Raw genomic sequence first — 14,193 nt, forward strand, 5'->3', positions numbered from 1 at the left:
CTCGATTACTCGATGACGTCCTCGTGGCCCTCGTGCAGACCGCCCCCGCTGCCGGTGCCCGGCTCGGTCGGAACCGAGTTCACCGGCGTCCGGAGCGAGCTGAGGTCGTGGGCGTAGGTGCCCACCGCGTTCGCGATGACCCCGATGTTCACCTTGAAGGCGGTCAGGTTGATGTTGTTGATGTCATCGCCCTTGGCGTGGTAGTTCGGGTCGTACGCCAGACCCGCCGTACCGCCGAACTTCGCCGCCTGCTGGGCCGACTTGATGCCCTCGGCGCCGGTGAAGGTGCCGCCGGCCGGGATGCCGACCCCGATGAACGGGCCGTAGTCCGAACGGCCGGAGAAGTCGGTGCCCTCGTGCGGGGTGTCCCGGTCGTCGAGGAACTCGTTGATGTCGCGCTCCAGCTGCGCCGAGCCCTCGGGGCCGGGGCCCGCGCCGACGCCGTCGGAGTTGTCGCCGTCGTAGACGAAGAGTCCGTAGTTCGGCGAGGCGATCATGTCGAAGTTCAGATAGAGCTTGATCTCCTTCTTGGCGAGATCGTTGAGACCGGCGACATACGCCTTCGAGCCGAGCAGCCCGTTCTCCTCCGCGCCCCACCAGGCGAAGCGGACCTTGTTGGCCGGACGCTTCTCGGCCTTGGCCAGCTCCTGGGCGACCTCGATCAGACCGGCGGAGCCGGAGCCGTTGTCATTGATGCCCGGGCCCGCGGCGACCGAGTCCAGGTGGGAGCCGAGCATCACCGTGTTGGCCGCGTTCCCGTGGCGGGTCTCGGCGATCACATTGTTGGTGGTGCGGTTCTGGAGCAGCTGGCGGATCTCGAAGGAGACGTTGACCGGCCCCGCCGCCACCTCGTTGACCAGCTCCTCGCCCGCGGCCTGGCTGATTCCGCCGGTGGGTATCTTCCCGGAGGCGACATCGCTCAGGGTGCCGCCCATGGAGCCCGCGGCGTTGTTGTAGATGATCGCGCCGATCGCGCCGGCCTCGGCCGCGGTCGCCTGCTTCTGGGCGAAGGTGCAGCCGCCGCGCTTGATCAGCGCGATCTTCCCGGTGAAGGTGCCGGAGGCGTAGTCGGCGGGCTCGCAGCCGGTGCTCGCGTCGACGGGCACCGTCGCCAGATCGGCCTTGACTCCGCCGACCGGGGTGGACTTCGTGTACGTCAGCGCGGTGATCGGGATGTCGCGCGCGCCCGGCGAGACGACGGAGAGCTTCTCCGCGAGCGTCTCGGTGTAGACGAAGGTGAAGGGCTCGTAACGGACGTCGTATCCGAACTTCTTCAGCTGCTGATAGACGTAAGCGGCCGAGGCGTCGTACCCGAGGGTGCCGGCGGCGCGGTTGCCGCCCGCCGTGTCGGCTATCTGCTGGAACTTCTTCAGATGTTTGTGGGCGTCCTTCACGGACGCCTTCGAGACCAGCTTCTTCGCCAGCTTCGTCGCCTGCTGCCCGGCATCGTCCCGGTGGGCGGCGGAGGGGGAGGCGGATGCCAGCAGGAGCGGGGTCGCGAGTGCGGCGGCGGCCAGGGTGGCCACGGCTCTGCGACGGGTTGCCTTCACAGAGTTCCTTCCCGGTATGGACAAGTAGAAGGGAAGTTAACGAGACCGCGACGGCTATGGGAACGTCTGTGCCCCAACTCGTGCCTCAGTTCATCTGATCGACATTCCCGGAGCCGGAACTTCCTCTTCGATCGCCCGTATTTCAGTTGCCCTTGGCTGCTTTGGCGGCCTTTTTCATCTCTTGCTTGTGCGCGCGTACTTTGGCGAGCGAATCGGGTCCGGTGATGTCGGCGGCCGAGCGGTACGTTCCGGCCTCTCCGTACGGGCCCGCCGCCTCGCGCCAGCCCTTGGGCCGTACGCCGTACCGCTTGCCCAGCAGCGCGAGGAAGATATGGGCCTTCTGGTCGCCGAAACCGGGCAGTGCCTTGAGCCGTGCCAGCAGCTCGGCGCCGCTGTCCGCGTCGCTCCAGATCGCTTCCGCGCTGCCGCCGTACTCGTCGACCAGGTACTGGCAGAGCGTCTGCACCCGTTTGGCCATGCTGCCCGGGTAGCGGTGGACCGCGGGTTTCTCCTTGAACAGCTCGGCGAAGGCGTCGGGGTCGTACGCGGCGATCTCGCCGGCGTCGAGGTCGTCGCCGCCCATCCGGTGGGCGATGGTGTAGGGCCCGGAGAACGCCCACTCCATGGGAACCTGCTGGTCGAGAAGCATTCCGACGACGGCGGCGAGCGGGCTGCGGCCGAGGAGTTCATCGGCTTCGGGCTGCTGGGCGAGGTGCATCTCGGGGCTCATGGTCCGATGATCGCCCCGGCGCGGGCGGGCCGCCAGTGAACCGCCCGCGACGAAAGACCCCCTCTCGCCGGAAGTGGCGGAGGGGGTCCTCGGAGGAGTCCCGGGGCTGGAGCCCGGGGTCCTCAGCCCTGGGTGGAGGTCGAGCCGAAGATCGCCGCGTGCTCCAGCACATCCTCCAGCGGGTCGTCGATCTGGCCGATCGAGATCAGCGTGATGCCGTTGTGCGAGTCCGTGTGCGTCTCGTCCGCGACCGCGGCGGTGGCGGGGAGTACGGCTGCCAGCAGGGCCGCACCGAGGACCGTAAGGGCGATTCTGGCCTTCATAGAGCTTTCGTCCACCTGTTCGTCGTCTGCCTAGTGGCCGGTATAACTATCGGACCGGCAAAAGGTCACGGCCCTTAAAACGGATGGAGGGCGCGTTCACCCGTTCGGCCCAATACGCCCGAGTGGGTCAGGGCACCCGGTTGACGAGGACGACCGTGGTCTCGCAGGAGTTGTCCGCGAAGAGTTTCAGCACCTCCATCTCTTCTTTGTCGACGGTCAGATTCCAGCGCAGCTTGGTCCCGACCCAGTCGCCGATGTACCGGCAGATCCCCGCGGTCTCCGTCGGCAGCCACTCCTTGATGTCCTGCTCGGCCTTCTCCCGCTCGGCGCGCACGGTCACCGCCGCCAGGGTGGCGGGCGAGCCCTGGTCGTTGGCGTAGGCCTCACGGCGATCGGCGCTCCAGGCCGAGCCGCCCGAGCCCCAGGTCTCGGCGAGCGGGACGACATGGTCGACGGTGACGCTGGACCGCTTGGTCACCGACTGGTTGTCGTAGTACGAGACCCAGCGGCCACCCGACAGCGAGCAGCCGGCCGAGACATCGGGCTCCTCGACCGCCTCGGCGAGCAGCACCTCCTCCCGGGTGGAGCAGCCGTCGGCGGGGTCCTTGCCCGCGTTCCAGTGCGGGAAGGCGGTGGCGGTGTAGCCCGCGCGGTTCTCGTCGGCCTCGACGAGCAGCGAGATGGCGTCCTCCAGCTGGAAGACCTCCACGGAGCTGGCCGATGCCGGGGGAGCGGAGACGGCGGTGGTCAGGAGCGGGACGAGCGCGAGGGACAGTGCCGCTATCGTGCGGCCGGGATTCTTGGTCATGGGCCCAGTTACTAGCGGGAGGGGAGGGCCCGGACGGGCGGGCGGCGCGCCGGATCCACTCGTACGAGCGGAAAATCCGGGGGTGGTGAGCGCCGTGTTTACGCGCGCCGGGCGCACCCCGGGCGGTTGTGGTGCCGGCCCCGCCGGGGGTGCGCACGGTCAGGGTCTAGGGCAGCCCTGTGTGGAGCGCGTTCATCAGGGTGCCGTTCGGGGTGTCCCCGGAGAGTTCCCAGATCATCGCGCCGAGGAGGCCCTTGGACTTGATCCAGGCGGCTTTCTTCCCGATCGACCAGGCGTCGTCGAAGCTCCACCACTGGCCGTTCTCACCGGTGTAGCCATAGGTGGAGACCGACTGTTCGTCGTGGTGGACGGTCATGCCGGGATAGCTGCTGATCATGTTCTGATAGCCCCGGATGCCCGCTTCCTCGGGGAACTGCCCGGTCGCCGCCCCGTTAGCGGTCTGCCATTCGCCGTTGACGCCCGCGCCGCCGCTCGCGACCTCCTTCCAGCCGCGGCCGTAGAAGGGGAAGCCGACCGTCAGCTTCCGTGGGTTCACTCCGGCGTCGAGATAGGTCTGCACCGCCTTCTCGACGCTGAAGTCGAAGGGGTACGGGTCCTGGGCGTCCCGGTGCAGATTGGCCTGGTGCCCGGTGCGCCGGGGCTCCCAGGAGTTGTCGCTGCCCGAGCCGTGGAAGTCGTACCCCTGGACATTGGCGAAGTCGAGATAGTCGAAGATCCTGGACAGGTCCCAGCCGGCCTGGATCTTCGCCGGGTCGGCGGGGGTGAAGGCGGTCAGCAGCCGGTGTTCGCCGCCGAGGGCGTCGAGCTGCTTGCGGAACTCGGCGAGCAGCGCGGTCAGATTGTCCTTGTCGGCGGCCTTCCAGTGGTTGCCCGGGTGGCCCTCGGCCCCCGGCCACTCCCAGTCGATGTCGATGCCGTCGAAGACTCCCGCGCCGGTGCCGGGGCCGCCCGCGCCGTTGTACACGGGGAGATTGCCCTTGATCCAGATGTCGACGCAGGACCTCACGAACTTCTCGCGGGAGGCGGGGGTCGCCGCCGCGTCGGAGAAGAACTTGGAGAAGGTCCAGCCGCCGAGCGAGACCACCACTTTGAGGTGGGGGTGCTTGGCCTTGAGCTTCTTGATCTGGTTGAAGTTGCCCCGGAGCTTGCCCCAGCCGTCGTCGGCGACTCCGTCGACCGACTGCGCGGCGGAGAACGGACGGCCGTAGTCCGCGTCGGCGTCGCCCGCTCCGGTGCCCTCGTCCGGGTCCTGGGGGTTGCCGGAGACGCCCTTGGTGACACCGGCCTGGCAGGTCAGATTGACCGGGTCGATGTTCTCGAAGGCGTAGTTGATGACGTCCAGCTTGGCGGCGGACCCCGAGGTGTCGATGTTCTTGACGAAGTACTGGCGTCCGTACAGGCCCCACTGGATGAAGTAGCCGACCTTGTGGTGGTTGCCGGGCCCGGCGACGTCGTCGGTGGTGACGGCGAGGGCGTTGGAGGCGGGGGAGGCGTTGTCGGCGGTGTCCCTGGCCTTGACGGTGAAGGTGTACGCGGTGGCCGGGGACAGCCCGTCCACGGTGGCCCCCGGGGTCGCCGAGGCGGGGACCGTCTTGACGAGGACGCCGGAGCGGTAGACGTCGTACGCGGCCACCGCGACGTTGTCGGTGGCGGCGTTCCATGCGAGGGTGACGGTGGTGGCCGTCCTGCCGGTGGAGCGCAGCGCGCCGGGGGCGGTCGGCGGCACGGGGTCGGTCGCCGGGTCCACGGTCCGTACGGTGAACGGCCCGCTCGCCGCCCCGAGGTTGCCCCGGGTGTCCTTGGCGCGGACGGTGAAGGTGTAGCTGGTCGCCGGGGTCAGCCCGGTCACCGTGGCCCCGGTGGTGGCGGTGCTGGTCAGCACCGTGCCGCCGCTGAGCACGTCGTACGAGGCGACGGGGTGGTCGCCGGCGGTGGCGGCGGTCCAGGCCAGGGCGACGGTACGGGCGGTGACGGCGGTGGAGTCAGGGGTTCCGGGCGTGCCGGGCGGCTTGTCCGGGGTGCCGTCGCACTTGTCGCCGTTGACCGTGCAGCGGGTGGGCTCGGTGATCGGGCCGGTCGCGGTGAACCAGTAGCTCCAGGGCTCGGTGGAGCCGTTCGCCGGGACGGTCGCGTTGTAGTAGGCGTTCTTGACCGTCACCCGGCTGCCGTTGACGCTCGCCTCGCCGTGGTAGTGGCCGCTGAGGCTGACCCCGGCGGGGAGGTCGAACTCCAGGGTCCAGCCGTTGACGGGCGCGGCTCCGCTGTTGCGGATGGTGTACGTGCCCTTCCACCAGGAGCCGTTGTTCTGGGTGGTGAAGGAGGCGGTGAGGGTGCCGGCCGCCTGTGCCGGGGTGGCCGCCAGGGCGGTGAGGGCGGCGAACGGCAGCATCAGGACGGCGAGGAGGGCGGTGAGCCTTCGCCGTCGGGGGATTCTTCGGTGGGGTCGGACGGGTCGGTTGAACATGGCGCTCCCTGAGGGGGTAGGGGCGATGGCCGTGCTCACTCCGTGCGGTCATGCTTTCGCGCGCATGCGGCGTGCCGCATGACGCATGACAACCTTTGAAGCTACTTGGTCCGGACCAACCCGCAAGGGGTGCGGACCGACCGGATTCCCTCAGTCCCCTGCGGAGTGCCGGGCGTAGCGGCCCAGGAACATGTCGACGCCCGCGACGAGCAGGCGCTCCGTCAGATCGTCGTCGACGGCCGCGCCGTACTGGCCGAAGACCATGTGCGGATGGACCAGCAGCGCGTACAGCTGAAGGGTCGCGACCTCCAGGTCCGGGACGTCCAGCAGGCCCCGCTCGGCCAGGGTGCGCAGCGCCCCCGCGACGGCGGGGTGGTGGCCGGTGGGGCTGTCGTGCTGCCAGGCCCGCCCCAGCTCGGGGAAGCGGTGCAGCTCGGCGGCGACCAGGGTGCGCAGGGCGGCCACCTCGCGGTCGTCGCGCACGGCGTGCACCCAGGCGCGCGCGACCTCCAGGAAGGCGGCGCGCAGATCGGTGGCCCCGGCGAGCCGGGCCAGGGAGGCCGACGGGTCCTCGCCGCCGCCGTGGGCGGCGGGATCGTCGAGCGCGCCCGCGACCACGGCGGTGAACAGGGCTTCCTTGCTGCCGAAGTGGTTGTAGACGGTGACCTTTGAAACGGACGCCTCGGCGGCGATGGCGTCCATGCCGACGCCGAAACCCTCGCGCAGGAAGAGCGTGCGGGCGGCCGTCACGATGGCCCGCCGCTTCCGCTCGGCGCGGGGACCGCTGGGGCCGCTCCCGCTCCCGCTCCCGGTGCCGGTCTTCGGCGTACCGCGCGCTTCGGTCGATCCCTGGCGGGGCTGGGGGGCGGTGTCCGGGGTCATGGGCCGAGCCTAGCCGACAACTGAACTGTACGGTTGAGTTCAACTGAACTGAACTGTACGGTTCAGATGGCCGGTCCGGAGTGGACCGTCCCCGACCCTCTGGGAGGAATCGCCATGCCCTGCGCCGCCGCCGGACACCCCGCCGCCGAGGACCACGACCCGCCCGCCTCCGGACGTACCGGCCCCGGACGTACCGGCCCCGGGGAGGGCGGTCCGCCGCCCGCCGATCCGCGCCGCTGGGCCGCGCTCGCGCTGATCTGCACGGCGCAGTTCATGCTGGTGCTCGACGTCACGGTGGTGAATGTCGCGCTGCCCGACATGGCCGCCGGCCTCGGCCTCGACCGCACCACACTGACCTGGGTCGTCACCGCGTACACCCTCGCCTTCGGCGGGCTGATGCTCCTCGGCGGCCGGCTCGCCGACGCGCTCGGGGCCCGGCGCACCCTGCTGGCCGGGCTGGTGGTCTTCACCGCGGCCTCGCTCTTCACCGGCCTCGCGCAGAACGCCCCGGCGCTGATCGGCGGCCGGGTGGCGCAGGGCGTCGGCGCGGCCCTGCTGTCGCCCGCCGCGCTCGCGATCGTCACCACCGCCTTCCACGGCGCGGAGCGCACCCGGGCGCTCGGCGTCTGGGCGGCGATCGGCGGCACGGGATCGGCCGTCGGCGTACTGCTGGGCGGCGCGCTCACGGCGGGCCCCGGCTGGCAGTGGGTCTTCTACGTCAATGTCCCGGTCGGCCTCGCCCTGCTCGCCGCGATCCCCGCCCTGGTCCCGGCCCGCGCCGCGCGGCCCGAGGTCCGCCTCGACGCACCGGGCGCGCTGCTGGTCACGGCGGGCACCGCGGCCCTGATCCACGGCCTGGTCCGGGCCGGGGACAGCGGCTGGACGGATCCGCTGACGCTGCTGCCGATCGCCGGATCGGCCGTGCTGTACGGCGCGTTCGCGCTGGTCGAGCGGGTCAGTCCCGCCCCGCTGATGGATCTGCGGATGCTCACCCGCCGGCCGGTGGTGGCGGGGTCCTTCCTGATGCTGATCGCCACCGCCCTGCTGATCGCGTTCTTCTTCCTCGGCTCGGTCCACCTCCAGGGCGCGCGCGGCCTCAGCCCCCTGGAGACCGGTCTGCTCTTCCTCCCGGTGGCCGTGGCGGTCGGCCTCGGCGCGCACCTCGGCTCACGGCTCGTCGGCCGGATCGGCGGCCGGGCGGTCGCGGCGGGCGCGCTGGCGGTCGCGGCGGCCGGCGCGGTGCCGCTCACCCTGCTGTCGGCCGATTCCTCCGTGTACACGACGCTGCTGCCGGGGCTGGTCGTCGCCTCCTTCGGCGTCGGCGCGGTCTTCGTCGCGGCGACCGCGACGGCGCTGGCGACGGTCGACCACCGGGAGGCGGGGCTCGCCTCCGGTCTCGTCAACACCTTCCACGAGGTGGGAGGTTCGGTGGGCGTCGCGGTGGTCTCCTCGGTGGCCGCCGCCGGCATCGCCGGGGGCGGGGCGGCCGGCTTCACCGAGGCGTACACGGTGCTCGCGGTCACCGCAGCGGTGGGCGCGGCCCTCTCCCTGGTCCTGGTCCCGCGCGGCCGACCCGCCCCGACCGGGGTGCCATATGTCCACTGAGCTGCTGATCAGGGAGTTGTGCGTGGCCGTGCTCGACTGCGTCGCCTCGGGCGGCCGGGCCGCCCCGGCGCGGGCGAGGCCGCGCGTCACCGGACTCGGGCGGCACTTCGCGGTGGAGCCCGCCGACGCGGGGTGGCTCGCGGGCGCGGGTGCCGAGGCCCTGGCGGCGTACGCCGAGCGCGCCGAGGAGAGCTGGGAGGACCGCTGGTCCGTGGACACGGACACCGCCTGGGAGCCGCTGCACCGCGCCCTGTCCGGCGGTCCGGGCCCGGCCCCGGGCCCGCTCGCCCACGCGATCCTGGGCGGCCGTCCGCTCCCGGCGGCACCCGGCTGTCTGCTCCGGCTGCTGCCCCCGGACCGCGTACCGGCCACCGCCGAAGCCCTCACCGGCCTCACCCGCCCCTGGCTCCGCGCGCGCCTCGACGCGCTGGGGCGTCCGCCGGGGCTGTCCTGCGAGTCCTGCGCCTGGGAGCGCCTCTGTGCCCTGCGCGCCTTCCACACCCGCGCCGCGGACGCGGGGCGCGGGGTGCTGTTCACGGTCTCCGACTGAGCCCGGCACCCGGTCGTCCCACCAGCCCCAACAACCCCTCTGGGCAGGGCTTTCCCGTATGGACCGGATGATTCGCGGACGCCTTCCGGTTGGATTCCGGCGGACGCGCCGAACCGCCCCCGTACCGACCCGTGCCCGCCGATGATGGAGCGAGCGCCGCGCGTCGAAGGGGAGCCCATGAGCCTGAGCGGGGAGACCGGACAGGGAACCGGGGCGCCGCGCGCCCGGGCCGCGCGGACCGTGGGCGAGGCGAGGGCCTGGATCAACCACGCCAAGGTCTTCGGCCGGTCGGCCGCCGGGCTGGGCGCGGGGGAGCCGGGGGAGGCGGGGGACGGGGGCGGCGCGGGGTTCGGGTTCGGTCCGCCCGATCCGGCGGCACGCGATGCGCTGATCGAACGGCTCCACGCGCTGGAGGGCGAGTTGGCGGCCGGGGCCGGGGCGGACGACCCCACGCTCGCCCTCGTACGGGCCCGGCTCGGCGGGCTGTACACCCTGCGCCATCTCGTGGCCCCCGACGACGGGGACCGTGCCGAGGGGCTCCGGGCGCTGAACGCGGCCCGCGAGTCGGGGGCGCTGGACCCGAAGGAGGAGACGGTGGCGGCCGTCCACAAGATGGGCCTGCTGACACCGCCGGTCATGCTCTCCGGCCTGGACGGAACACTGCCCCGGCTCAAGGAGCTGATCGAGCTGGGCGAGCGGACCGGCCGGGACGACCCGGAGCTGGACGCGAGCCTCGCCGAACTGCGCGACCTGGTGGCCCTCCTCGTACCGAAGATGCCCGACCAAAGAGCCGCCGAACAGCTCTCCCTGCTGATGGAGTGGCTCGACCAGCGGCCCCGCGACGGGCAGGTCATGGACCCCGAGCGGTTCGCCCGGGCGGCCAGGGAGACCGTGGCCGGATTGCAGCCCGGCTCGTCCCACGAACGCCTGCTGGACGCCTGTCTGATGCTGCTCGGGGCCACGGGGACGCCGCGCGAGGGCGAGAGGGGATCCGACAGCGAGGGGGACGCGGGGGACATGGCGGGCCGGATCGACCGGACCATCCTCAATCTGGAGGTCTTCGCCCCCGGCACCATCCGGCCCGAGGAACTGGACGCACTGGTCACCCAGTTCGTCGGCCGCCCCGGGGTCGACGAGAGCGACACCGCGACGGCGGCACTGGCCCGGATGGCCCAGGGGCTGCGCACCGGCGAGCCCGGCGACCTCGAAGACGCCGCACGGCTGATGAGCGCCGCCGTCCGGGGCGCCCAGGGCACCCCGGGCAAGGAGTCCGACTGGCTGGAGCGGTTCATCGGCCAGCTCTCGCCCGGTCTGCTCTCCGCCGCCGCCGTCACGGGCGGCAGCCTCACCGACCGCGACCGTACGAGGGCGCTGCTCGACGCGCTCGTGGGCCCAGGAGCCGACGGAATCGACCTCCCGCCCGGCGCGCTCACCGCCCAGCGCGACCTGCTCCAGGCCAACCAGAGCCTCCGCCTCCAGCTCCGCGCCGACCAGGCGTACCGCGACCGTGACACGGCGCTGCTGGAAGAGCTGCTGGACGAGATGCTGGACCTCCAGGACCGGGCCGACCCCGACGCCGACTGGAACGTCCTCATCGGCTTCGGGCTCGGGATGATCCATCTCTTCCTGGCGCTGCTGGAGGGCGGCACGGTCGCGGTCCGCACCGCCTCCGCCTACTTCCGGCAGGCCCTGGAACACCCGAGGATCCCGGCGCTGCTGCGGCCCATGCTGGAGACGGCCTGGGTGCCCGTCGTGCTGCTCTCCTCCCTGTTCGAACCCGAACCCGGGCCGGTCCTCGAAGCTGTGGAGCGGGCCCGGGCCGGGCTGAGTGCGCCCTCCCTCGTGCTCGACCAGCCGGTGCGCACCCGGATGGTCATCGCGCTGGCCTTCCAGAGCCTGCACCGGACGACCGGCGACCCCTCCCACCAGGACACCGGCATCGCTGAACTGGAGCTGGCCCGCCGGGAGCTGACCGAGCGCCACAGTCCACAGGTCACCCACGAGGTGCTCTGGGCCCTGGCCCGGGCCTACCAGGAGCGCGGCGACCGGGACCGGGACCGGGGCGACCGGCGGGCCGCCGTCGCCGCCGCACAGGAGTCGCTGCGCTCCCTCGCCGAGGAGGTGCTGCTGCAACTCGGCGCGGAACACGGCCTCGAAGTGGCCAGGGCGGCGGCCGAACGGGCGCTTCTCGCGGTCCGCTGGGCCGCCGACGACGGGCGCGTGGACAAGGCCGTGGAGGTGCTGGAGAACGGCCGGGCGCTGGTGCTGCGCGCGGCGGCGGTCTCGGCCGGGGTGCCGGAGCAGCTGACCGCCCGGGGCGAGCCGGAACTCGCCGAGGAGTGGGCCGGGGCCCTGCGCAGACTGCCGCCGCCGGCCGCTCCGAGCCCCACCCCCGTGGACGGGACGGGCGGGACGGGCGGTCCGGCCGCGCTGGAAGAGGCCCGCGCCATGGCCGGTCAGCTGCTGTCGACGGGCGAAGCGGCCGGGTTCACCATCCCCAGCACCCTGCGCCGCCGCGCCCTGAGCGTGCTCCGCCGCCCCGACGGCGGCCGGCACTCGCTGCGCGAACTGCTCGACGCGCCCGGGATCGAGGAGCTGCGCGAAGGCCTCCGCGCCGCCGGGGCGGACGCGCTGATCCATCTGGTGCCGGGGCGGGGCACGGCCGACGGACTCGCCGTCCTGGTACGGCCCCGGGGCGAGCCGGAGATCCTCCCGCTCCCGGGCCTGGGCGCGCCCGGCCGGGAGCCGCTGGAGCGCTATCTGGACGCCGGGGCCCGCCGCTCCGCCGCCCGGGACGAGGACCCCGGCACCCGGGACGAGGCCCACCGCCGCTGGGAGGCGGCGCTCGAAGCCCTCTGCGACTGGGCGGGCCCCGCCGTCCTCGCGCCGGTCCTCGGCGCACTCGGCGTACCCGTACCCGTATCCGTACCGCCCGCGGACCGGGGCGCGCCCGGCACCACCGCGCCGCCGCCCGTGCGGATCACCCTGGTGGCCTGCGGAAACCTCGGGGCGGTGCCCTGGCACGCCGGGCGGCTGGGGCCGTCCGCGACCCGCCCCGGGCGGCGCGTGCACGCCTGCGAGTACGCGGTGATCTCCTACGCCGCGTCCGGCGGGGAGTTCCTGCGCTCCGTCCGGCGCGGGCGGACGCCGGTGGGGCTGCGGCCGGTGCTGGTCGCCGACCCCACCGGCGATCTGGACTGGGCCCGGGACGAAGTCAGCGCGCTGCGCACCGCGTTCTACCCCGGGGGGGCCGCCGTCCACGGCTGGCACCAGGACGCCCCCGAGGACGCCCCGGGCACCCCCGACGACATCCTCGCCCAGCTCCCCGGCGGCGACCCGGCGGGCCCGCCCGCCTCCCTGCTCCACCTCGTCGTGCACGGAGTCGCCGGGCTGAGCCCCACCGACTCGGTCCTCAGGCTCGCGGCCCCCGGCGGAGTGTTCGACCCCTCCTCGGACGCGGCCAGACTCACCGTCACCCGGGTGATGGACGTCCCCGGCGGGCGGTACGCCGCCGACGGCCCGCTGATCGTGCTCAGCGCCTGCGAGACCGACCTCAGCAGCAGGGACCACGACGAGGCGCTCACCCCCACCACGGCGCTGCTCGCCCGGGGCGCGGCCGATGTCGTCGGCTCGCGCTGGGAGGTCCCCGACAGCGCCTCCGCCGTGCTGATGGTCGTCTTCCACCACCACATCGCGGTACGGGGGCTCGCCCCGCCGGACGCCCTGCGCGCCGCACAGCTGTGGATGACCGACCCCGACCGCCGCTCCGTCCCCGGGCTCCGCGGCGATCTGCTCGCCAAGGCGGAACGCGACCCCGGCTCCCTGGCGGCGCTCTCCTCCTGGGCCGCCTTCATCCACCAGGGCAACCCCGCCCCCCGTACCGGCGCCGGAGGAACGACCGCATGAGCACGAGCACCGATGAATTCCTCGATCTGCTGCGCGACCGGCGGTCCGAGATCCACGCCGCCCTGACCGCCGAGCAGTTCGCCCGCTACCAGGACGGCGTCCGCGCGCTGCGCGCGGCGGGCGACGACGTCAGAGCCGTGCGCGAGGCCCTGCGCGCGGTGCGCACCGCGCTGCGGGCGCTGCCGCCCGGCACCGAGCTGAGCGGGCGGCTCGGCCAGGTCCGGGGCGCGGGACCGGCCGGCGCGGCGGTGCTGCCCGACGCGGGCCGGCTCGACGGGCTGATCCGGCTGCTGGAGTCCGCCGACTGGCCCGCCCTCGAACCGGCCGCCGCCGAGATCGCCCGGGGGGTGCGCGAGCGGCTGCTCACCGCCCCCGCCCGGGGCGCGGACCGGCTCCCCGCCGGGGCGGCCGGCGACCCGGCGGGCGCGGGGCTCATCCGGCTGACCGACCGCGCGGGGCACGACCGCTACCCCGACTTCCAGTTCGACCCGGACACCGGGGAGCCCCTCCCCGTCGTCCAGCGGATCAACCGCCTCCTCCTCTCGGACCAGGACCCCTGGGGCGCGGCCGACTGGTGGCTCGGCGGCAACGAGTGGCTGGACGACGTGCCCGCGGCCCTGCTGGGGCAGGTCCCCGACGAGGTGCTGACGCTGGCCGCCCGCGAGCTGATGGAGGAGGGCGCATGGTAGGCCAGCCCCCTCCCGGGGCCGCCCGGATGAGCCCCCGGCTCACCGTGCTGCCCGCCGGGTCCGAGCTGTGGCGGTGCCACGCCGCCACCTGCCCGCCCGCCGCCTTCAACCCCTCCCTCGCGCCGTCCCACTTCGACGGCAGCCGCTTCGACGGCACCACCGAGGACCCGTACCCCTTCCTGTACGCGGCCCCCGAGCCCGCCACCGGCCTCGCCGAGGTGCTCCTCCGCTCGGTGCGGTACGACGACACCTCGGGGCTGCGTCAGGTGCAGTGGCCGCTGGCCGCCTCCCGCACCCTGACCAAGCTGCTGGTGACGGAGGATCTCACCCTGGTGCGGCTGGTCTCCGAGGAGGATCTCGCCGCCGTGTTTCAGGACTCCTGGCTGCTGGAGGGCGGCGAGGGCCGCTATCCGATGACCCGGGTCTGGGCGCACGAGATCCGCCGCCAGGCCCCGGCGGTGCAGGGCCTGGTCTGGCAGTCGCGGCGGAACCGCCCGTACCGCGCGCTCGTCCTCTTCGGCGACCGCTGCGGGGCGGAGCCGCTGAAGGCCGTCCCCGGACAGAGCCACCGCCTGGCCACCGTCGAGGGCGTCCACGAGGCCAACCGGCTGCTGGCACCGCTGCGGGCGGTCATCGTCCCGCCGGGCGTCCGGCCATGAGCGTGG

General features: G+C 73.2%; 11 protein-coding genes. 5 read left to right on the top strand and 6 right to left on the bottom strand.

Annotation, left to right across the window (positions count from 1 at the left end):
• Positions 1-5: 5 nt before the first annotated feature.
• The 6 genes from ABD371_RS29485 to ABD371_RS29510 all read right to left on the bottom strand — a co-directional run bounded on the left by ABD371_RS29485 (position 6) and on the right by ABD371_RS29510 (position 6,778).
• On the bottom strand, positions 6-1,550 hold the full coding sequence (locus tag ABD371_RS29485) for a M28 family metallopeptidase (RefSeq protein ID WP_344483537.1): 1,545 nt from the start codon (positions 1,548-1,550) through the stop codon (positions 6-8).
• A gap of 142 nt (positions 1,551-1,692) precedes the next feature.
• Positions 1,693-2,280 carry an HhH-GPD-type base excision DNA repair protein gene (locus tag ABD371_RS29490; protein WP_344483540.1) on the bottom strand — a complete coding sequence of 196 codons (588 nt, stop codon included), beginning with the start codon at positions 2,278-2,280 and terminating at the stop codon, positions 1,693-1,695.
• Between the two features lie 122 nt (positions 2,281-2,402).
• The gene (locus tag ABD371_RS29495) at positions 2,403-2,603 is read right to left on the bottom strand and encodes a hypothetical protein (protein ID WP_344483543.1); all 201 of its coding nucleotides are present in this window, start codon (positions 2,601-2,603) and stop codon (positions 2,403-2,405) included.
• Positions 2,604-2,730: 127 nt separating this feature from the next.
• Positions 2,731-3,411, bottom strand: a complete 681-nt coding sequence (locus tag ABD371_RS29500; protein ID WP_344483546.1) for a GmrSD restriction endonuclease domain-containing protein — start codon at positions 3,409-3,411, stop codon at positions 2,731-2,733.
• Between the two features lie 166 nt (positions 3,412-3,577).
• Positions 3,578-5,896: a glycosyl hydrolase family 18 protein gene (locus ABD371_RS29505; RefSeq protein ID WP_344483549.1), complete on the bottom strand. Its 2,319-nt coding sequence runs from the start codon at positions 5,894-5,896 to the stop codon at positions 3,578-3,580.
• 150 nt (positions 5,897-6,046) lie between these two features.
• The gene (locus tag ABD371_RS29510; RefSeq protein WP_344483551.1) at positions 6,047-6,778 is read right to left on the bottom strand and encodes a TetR/AcrR family transcriptional regulator; all 732 of its coding nucleotides are present in this window, start codon (positions 6,776-6,778) and stop codon (positions 6,047-6,049) included.
• Between the two features lie 273 nt (positions 6,779-7,051).
• Here ABD371_RS29510 and ABD371_RS29515 point away from each other — a divergent pair, with 273 nt between their 5' ends.
• The 5 genes from ABD371_RS29515 to ABD371_RS29535 all read left to right on the top strand — a co-directional run bounded on the left by ABD371_RS29515 (position 7,052) and on the right by ABD371_RS29535 (position 14,187).
• A complete protein-coding gene (locus ABD371_RS29515) occupies positions 7,052-8,383 on the top strand; it encodes an MFS transporter (protein ID WP_381735063.1) in 1,332 nt (443 codons plus the stop codon).
• Entirely contained in the window at positions 8,373-8,933 is a 561-nt protein-coding gene (locus ABD371_RS29520) for a DUF1877 family protein (protein WP_344483555.1), read from the top strand. The genes ABD371_RS29515 and ABD371_RS29520 overlap by 11 nt, the downstream gene beginning before the upstream one ends.
• Positions 8,934-9,110: 177 nt before the next feature.
• Positions 9,111-12,839, top strand: coding sequence for a CHAT domain-containing protein (locus tag ABD371_RS29525; protein WP_344483558.1), 3,729 nt, complete (start codon positions 9,111-9,113; stop codon positions 12,837-12,839).
• Positions 12,836-13,528, top strand: coding sequence for a hypothetical protein (locus ABD371_RS29530; RefSeq protein ID WP_344483560.1), 693 nt, complete (start codon positions 12,836-12,838; stop codon positions 13,526-13,528). Before ABD371_RS29525 ends, ABD371_RS29530 begins: the two co-directional genes overlap by 4 nt.
• Positions 13,522-14,187, top strand: coding sequence for an RES family NAD+ phosphorylase (locus ABD371_RS29535; RefSeq protein ID WP_344483563.1), 666 nt, complete (start codon positions 13,522-13,524; stop codon positions 14,185-14,187). The genes ABD371_RS29530 and ABD371_RS29535 overlap by 7 nt, the downstream gene beginning before the upstream one ends.
• Positions 14,188-14,193: the final 6 nt, after the last annotated feature.

The organism is Streptomyces amakusaensis, from assembly GCF_039532665.1.
Lineage (GTDB): Bacteria > Actinomycetota > Actinomycetes > Streptomycetales > Streptomycetaceae > Streptomyces > Streptomyces amakusaensis.

Coding starts and splice junctions, on each gene's coding strand:
- ABD371_RS29490 (WP_344483540.1), bottom strand. CDS start 2,280: ATGAGCCCCGAGATGCACCTCGCCCAGCAGCCCGAAGCCGATGAACTC.
- ABD371_RS29495 (WP_344483543.1), bottom strand. CDS start 2,603: ATGAAGGCCAGAATCGCCCTTACGGTCCTCGGTGCGGCCCTGCTGGCA.
- ABD371_RS29500 (WP_344483546.1), bottom strand. CDS start 3,411: ATGACCAAGAATCCCGGCCGCACGATAGCGGCACTGTCCCTCGCGCTC.
- ABD371_RS29505 (WP_344483549.1), bottom strand. CDS start 5,896: ATGTTCAACCGACCCGTCCGACCCCACCGAAGAATCCCCCGACGGCGA.
- ABD371_RS29510 (WP_344483551.1), bottom strand. CDS start 6,778: ATGACCCCGGACACCGCCCCCCAGCCCCGCCAGGGATCGACCGAAGCG.
- ABD371_RS29515 (WP_381735063.1), top strand. CDS start 7,052: ATGCTGGTGCTCGACGTCACGGTGGTGAATGTCGCGCTGCCCGACATG.
- ABD371_RS29520 (WP_344483555.1), top strand. CDS start 8,373: ATGTCCACTGAGCTGCTGATCAGGGAGTTGTGCGTGGCCGTGCTCGAC.
- ABD371_RS29525 (WP_344483558.1), top strand. CDS start 9,111: ATGAGCCTGAGCGGGGAGACCGGACAGGGAACCGGGGCGCCGCGCGCC.
- ABD371_RS29530 (WP_344483560.1), top strand. CDS start 12,836: ATGAGCACGAGCACCGATGAATTCCTCGATCTGCTGCGCGACCGGCGG.
- ABD371_RS29535 (WP_344483563.1), top strand. CDS start 13,522: ATGGTAGGCCAGCCCCCTCCCGGGGCCGCCCGGATGAGCCCCCGGCTC.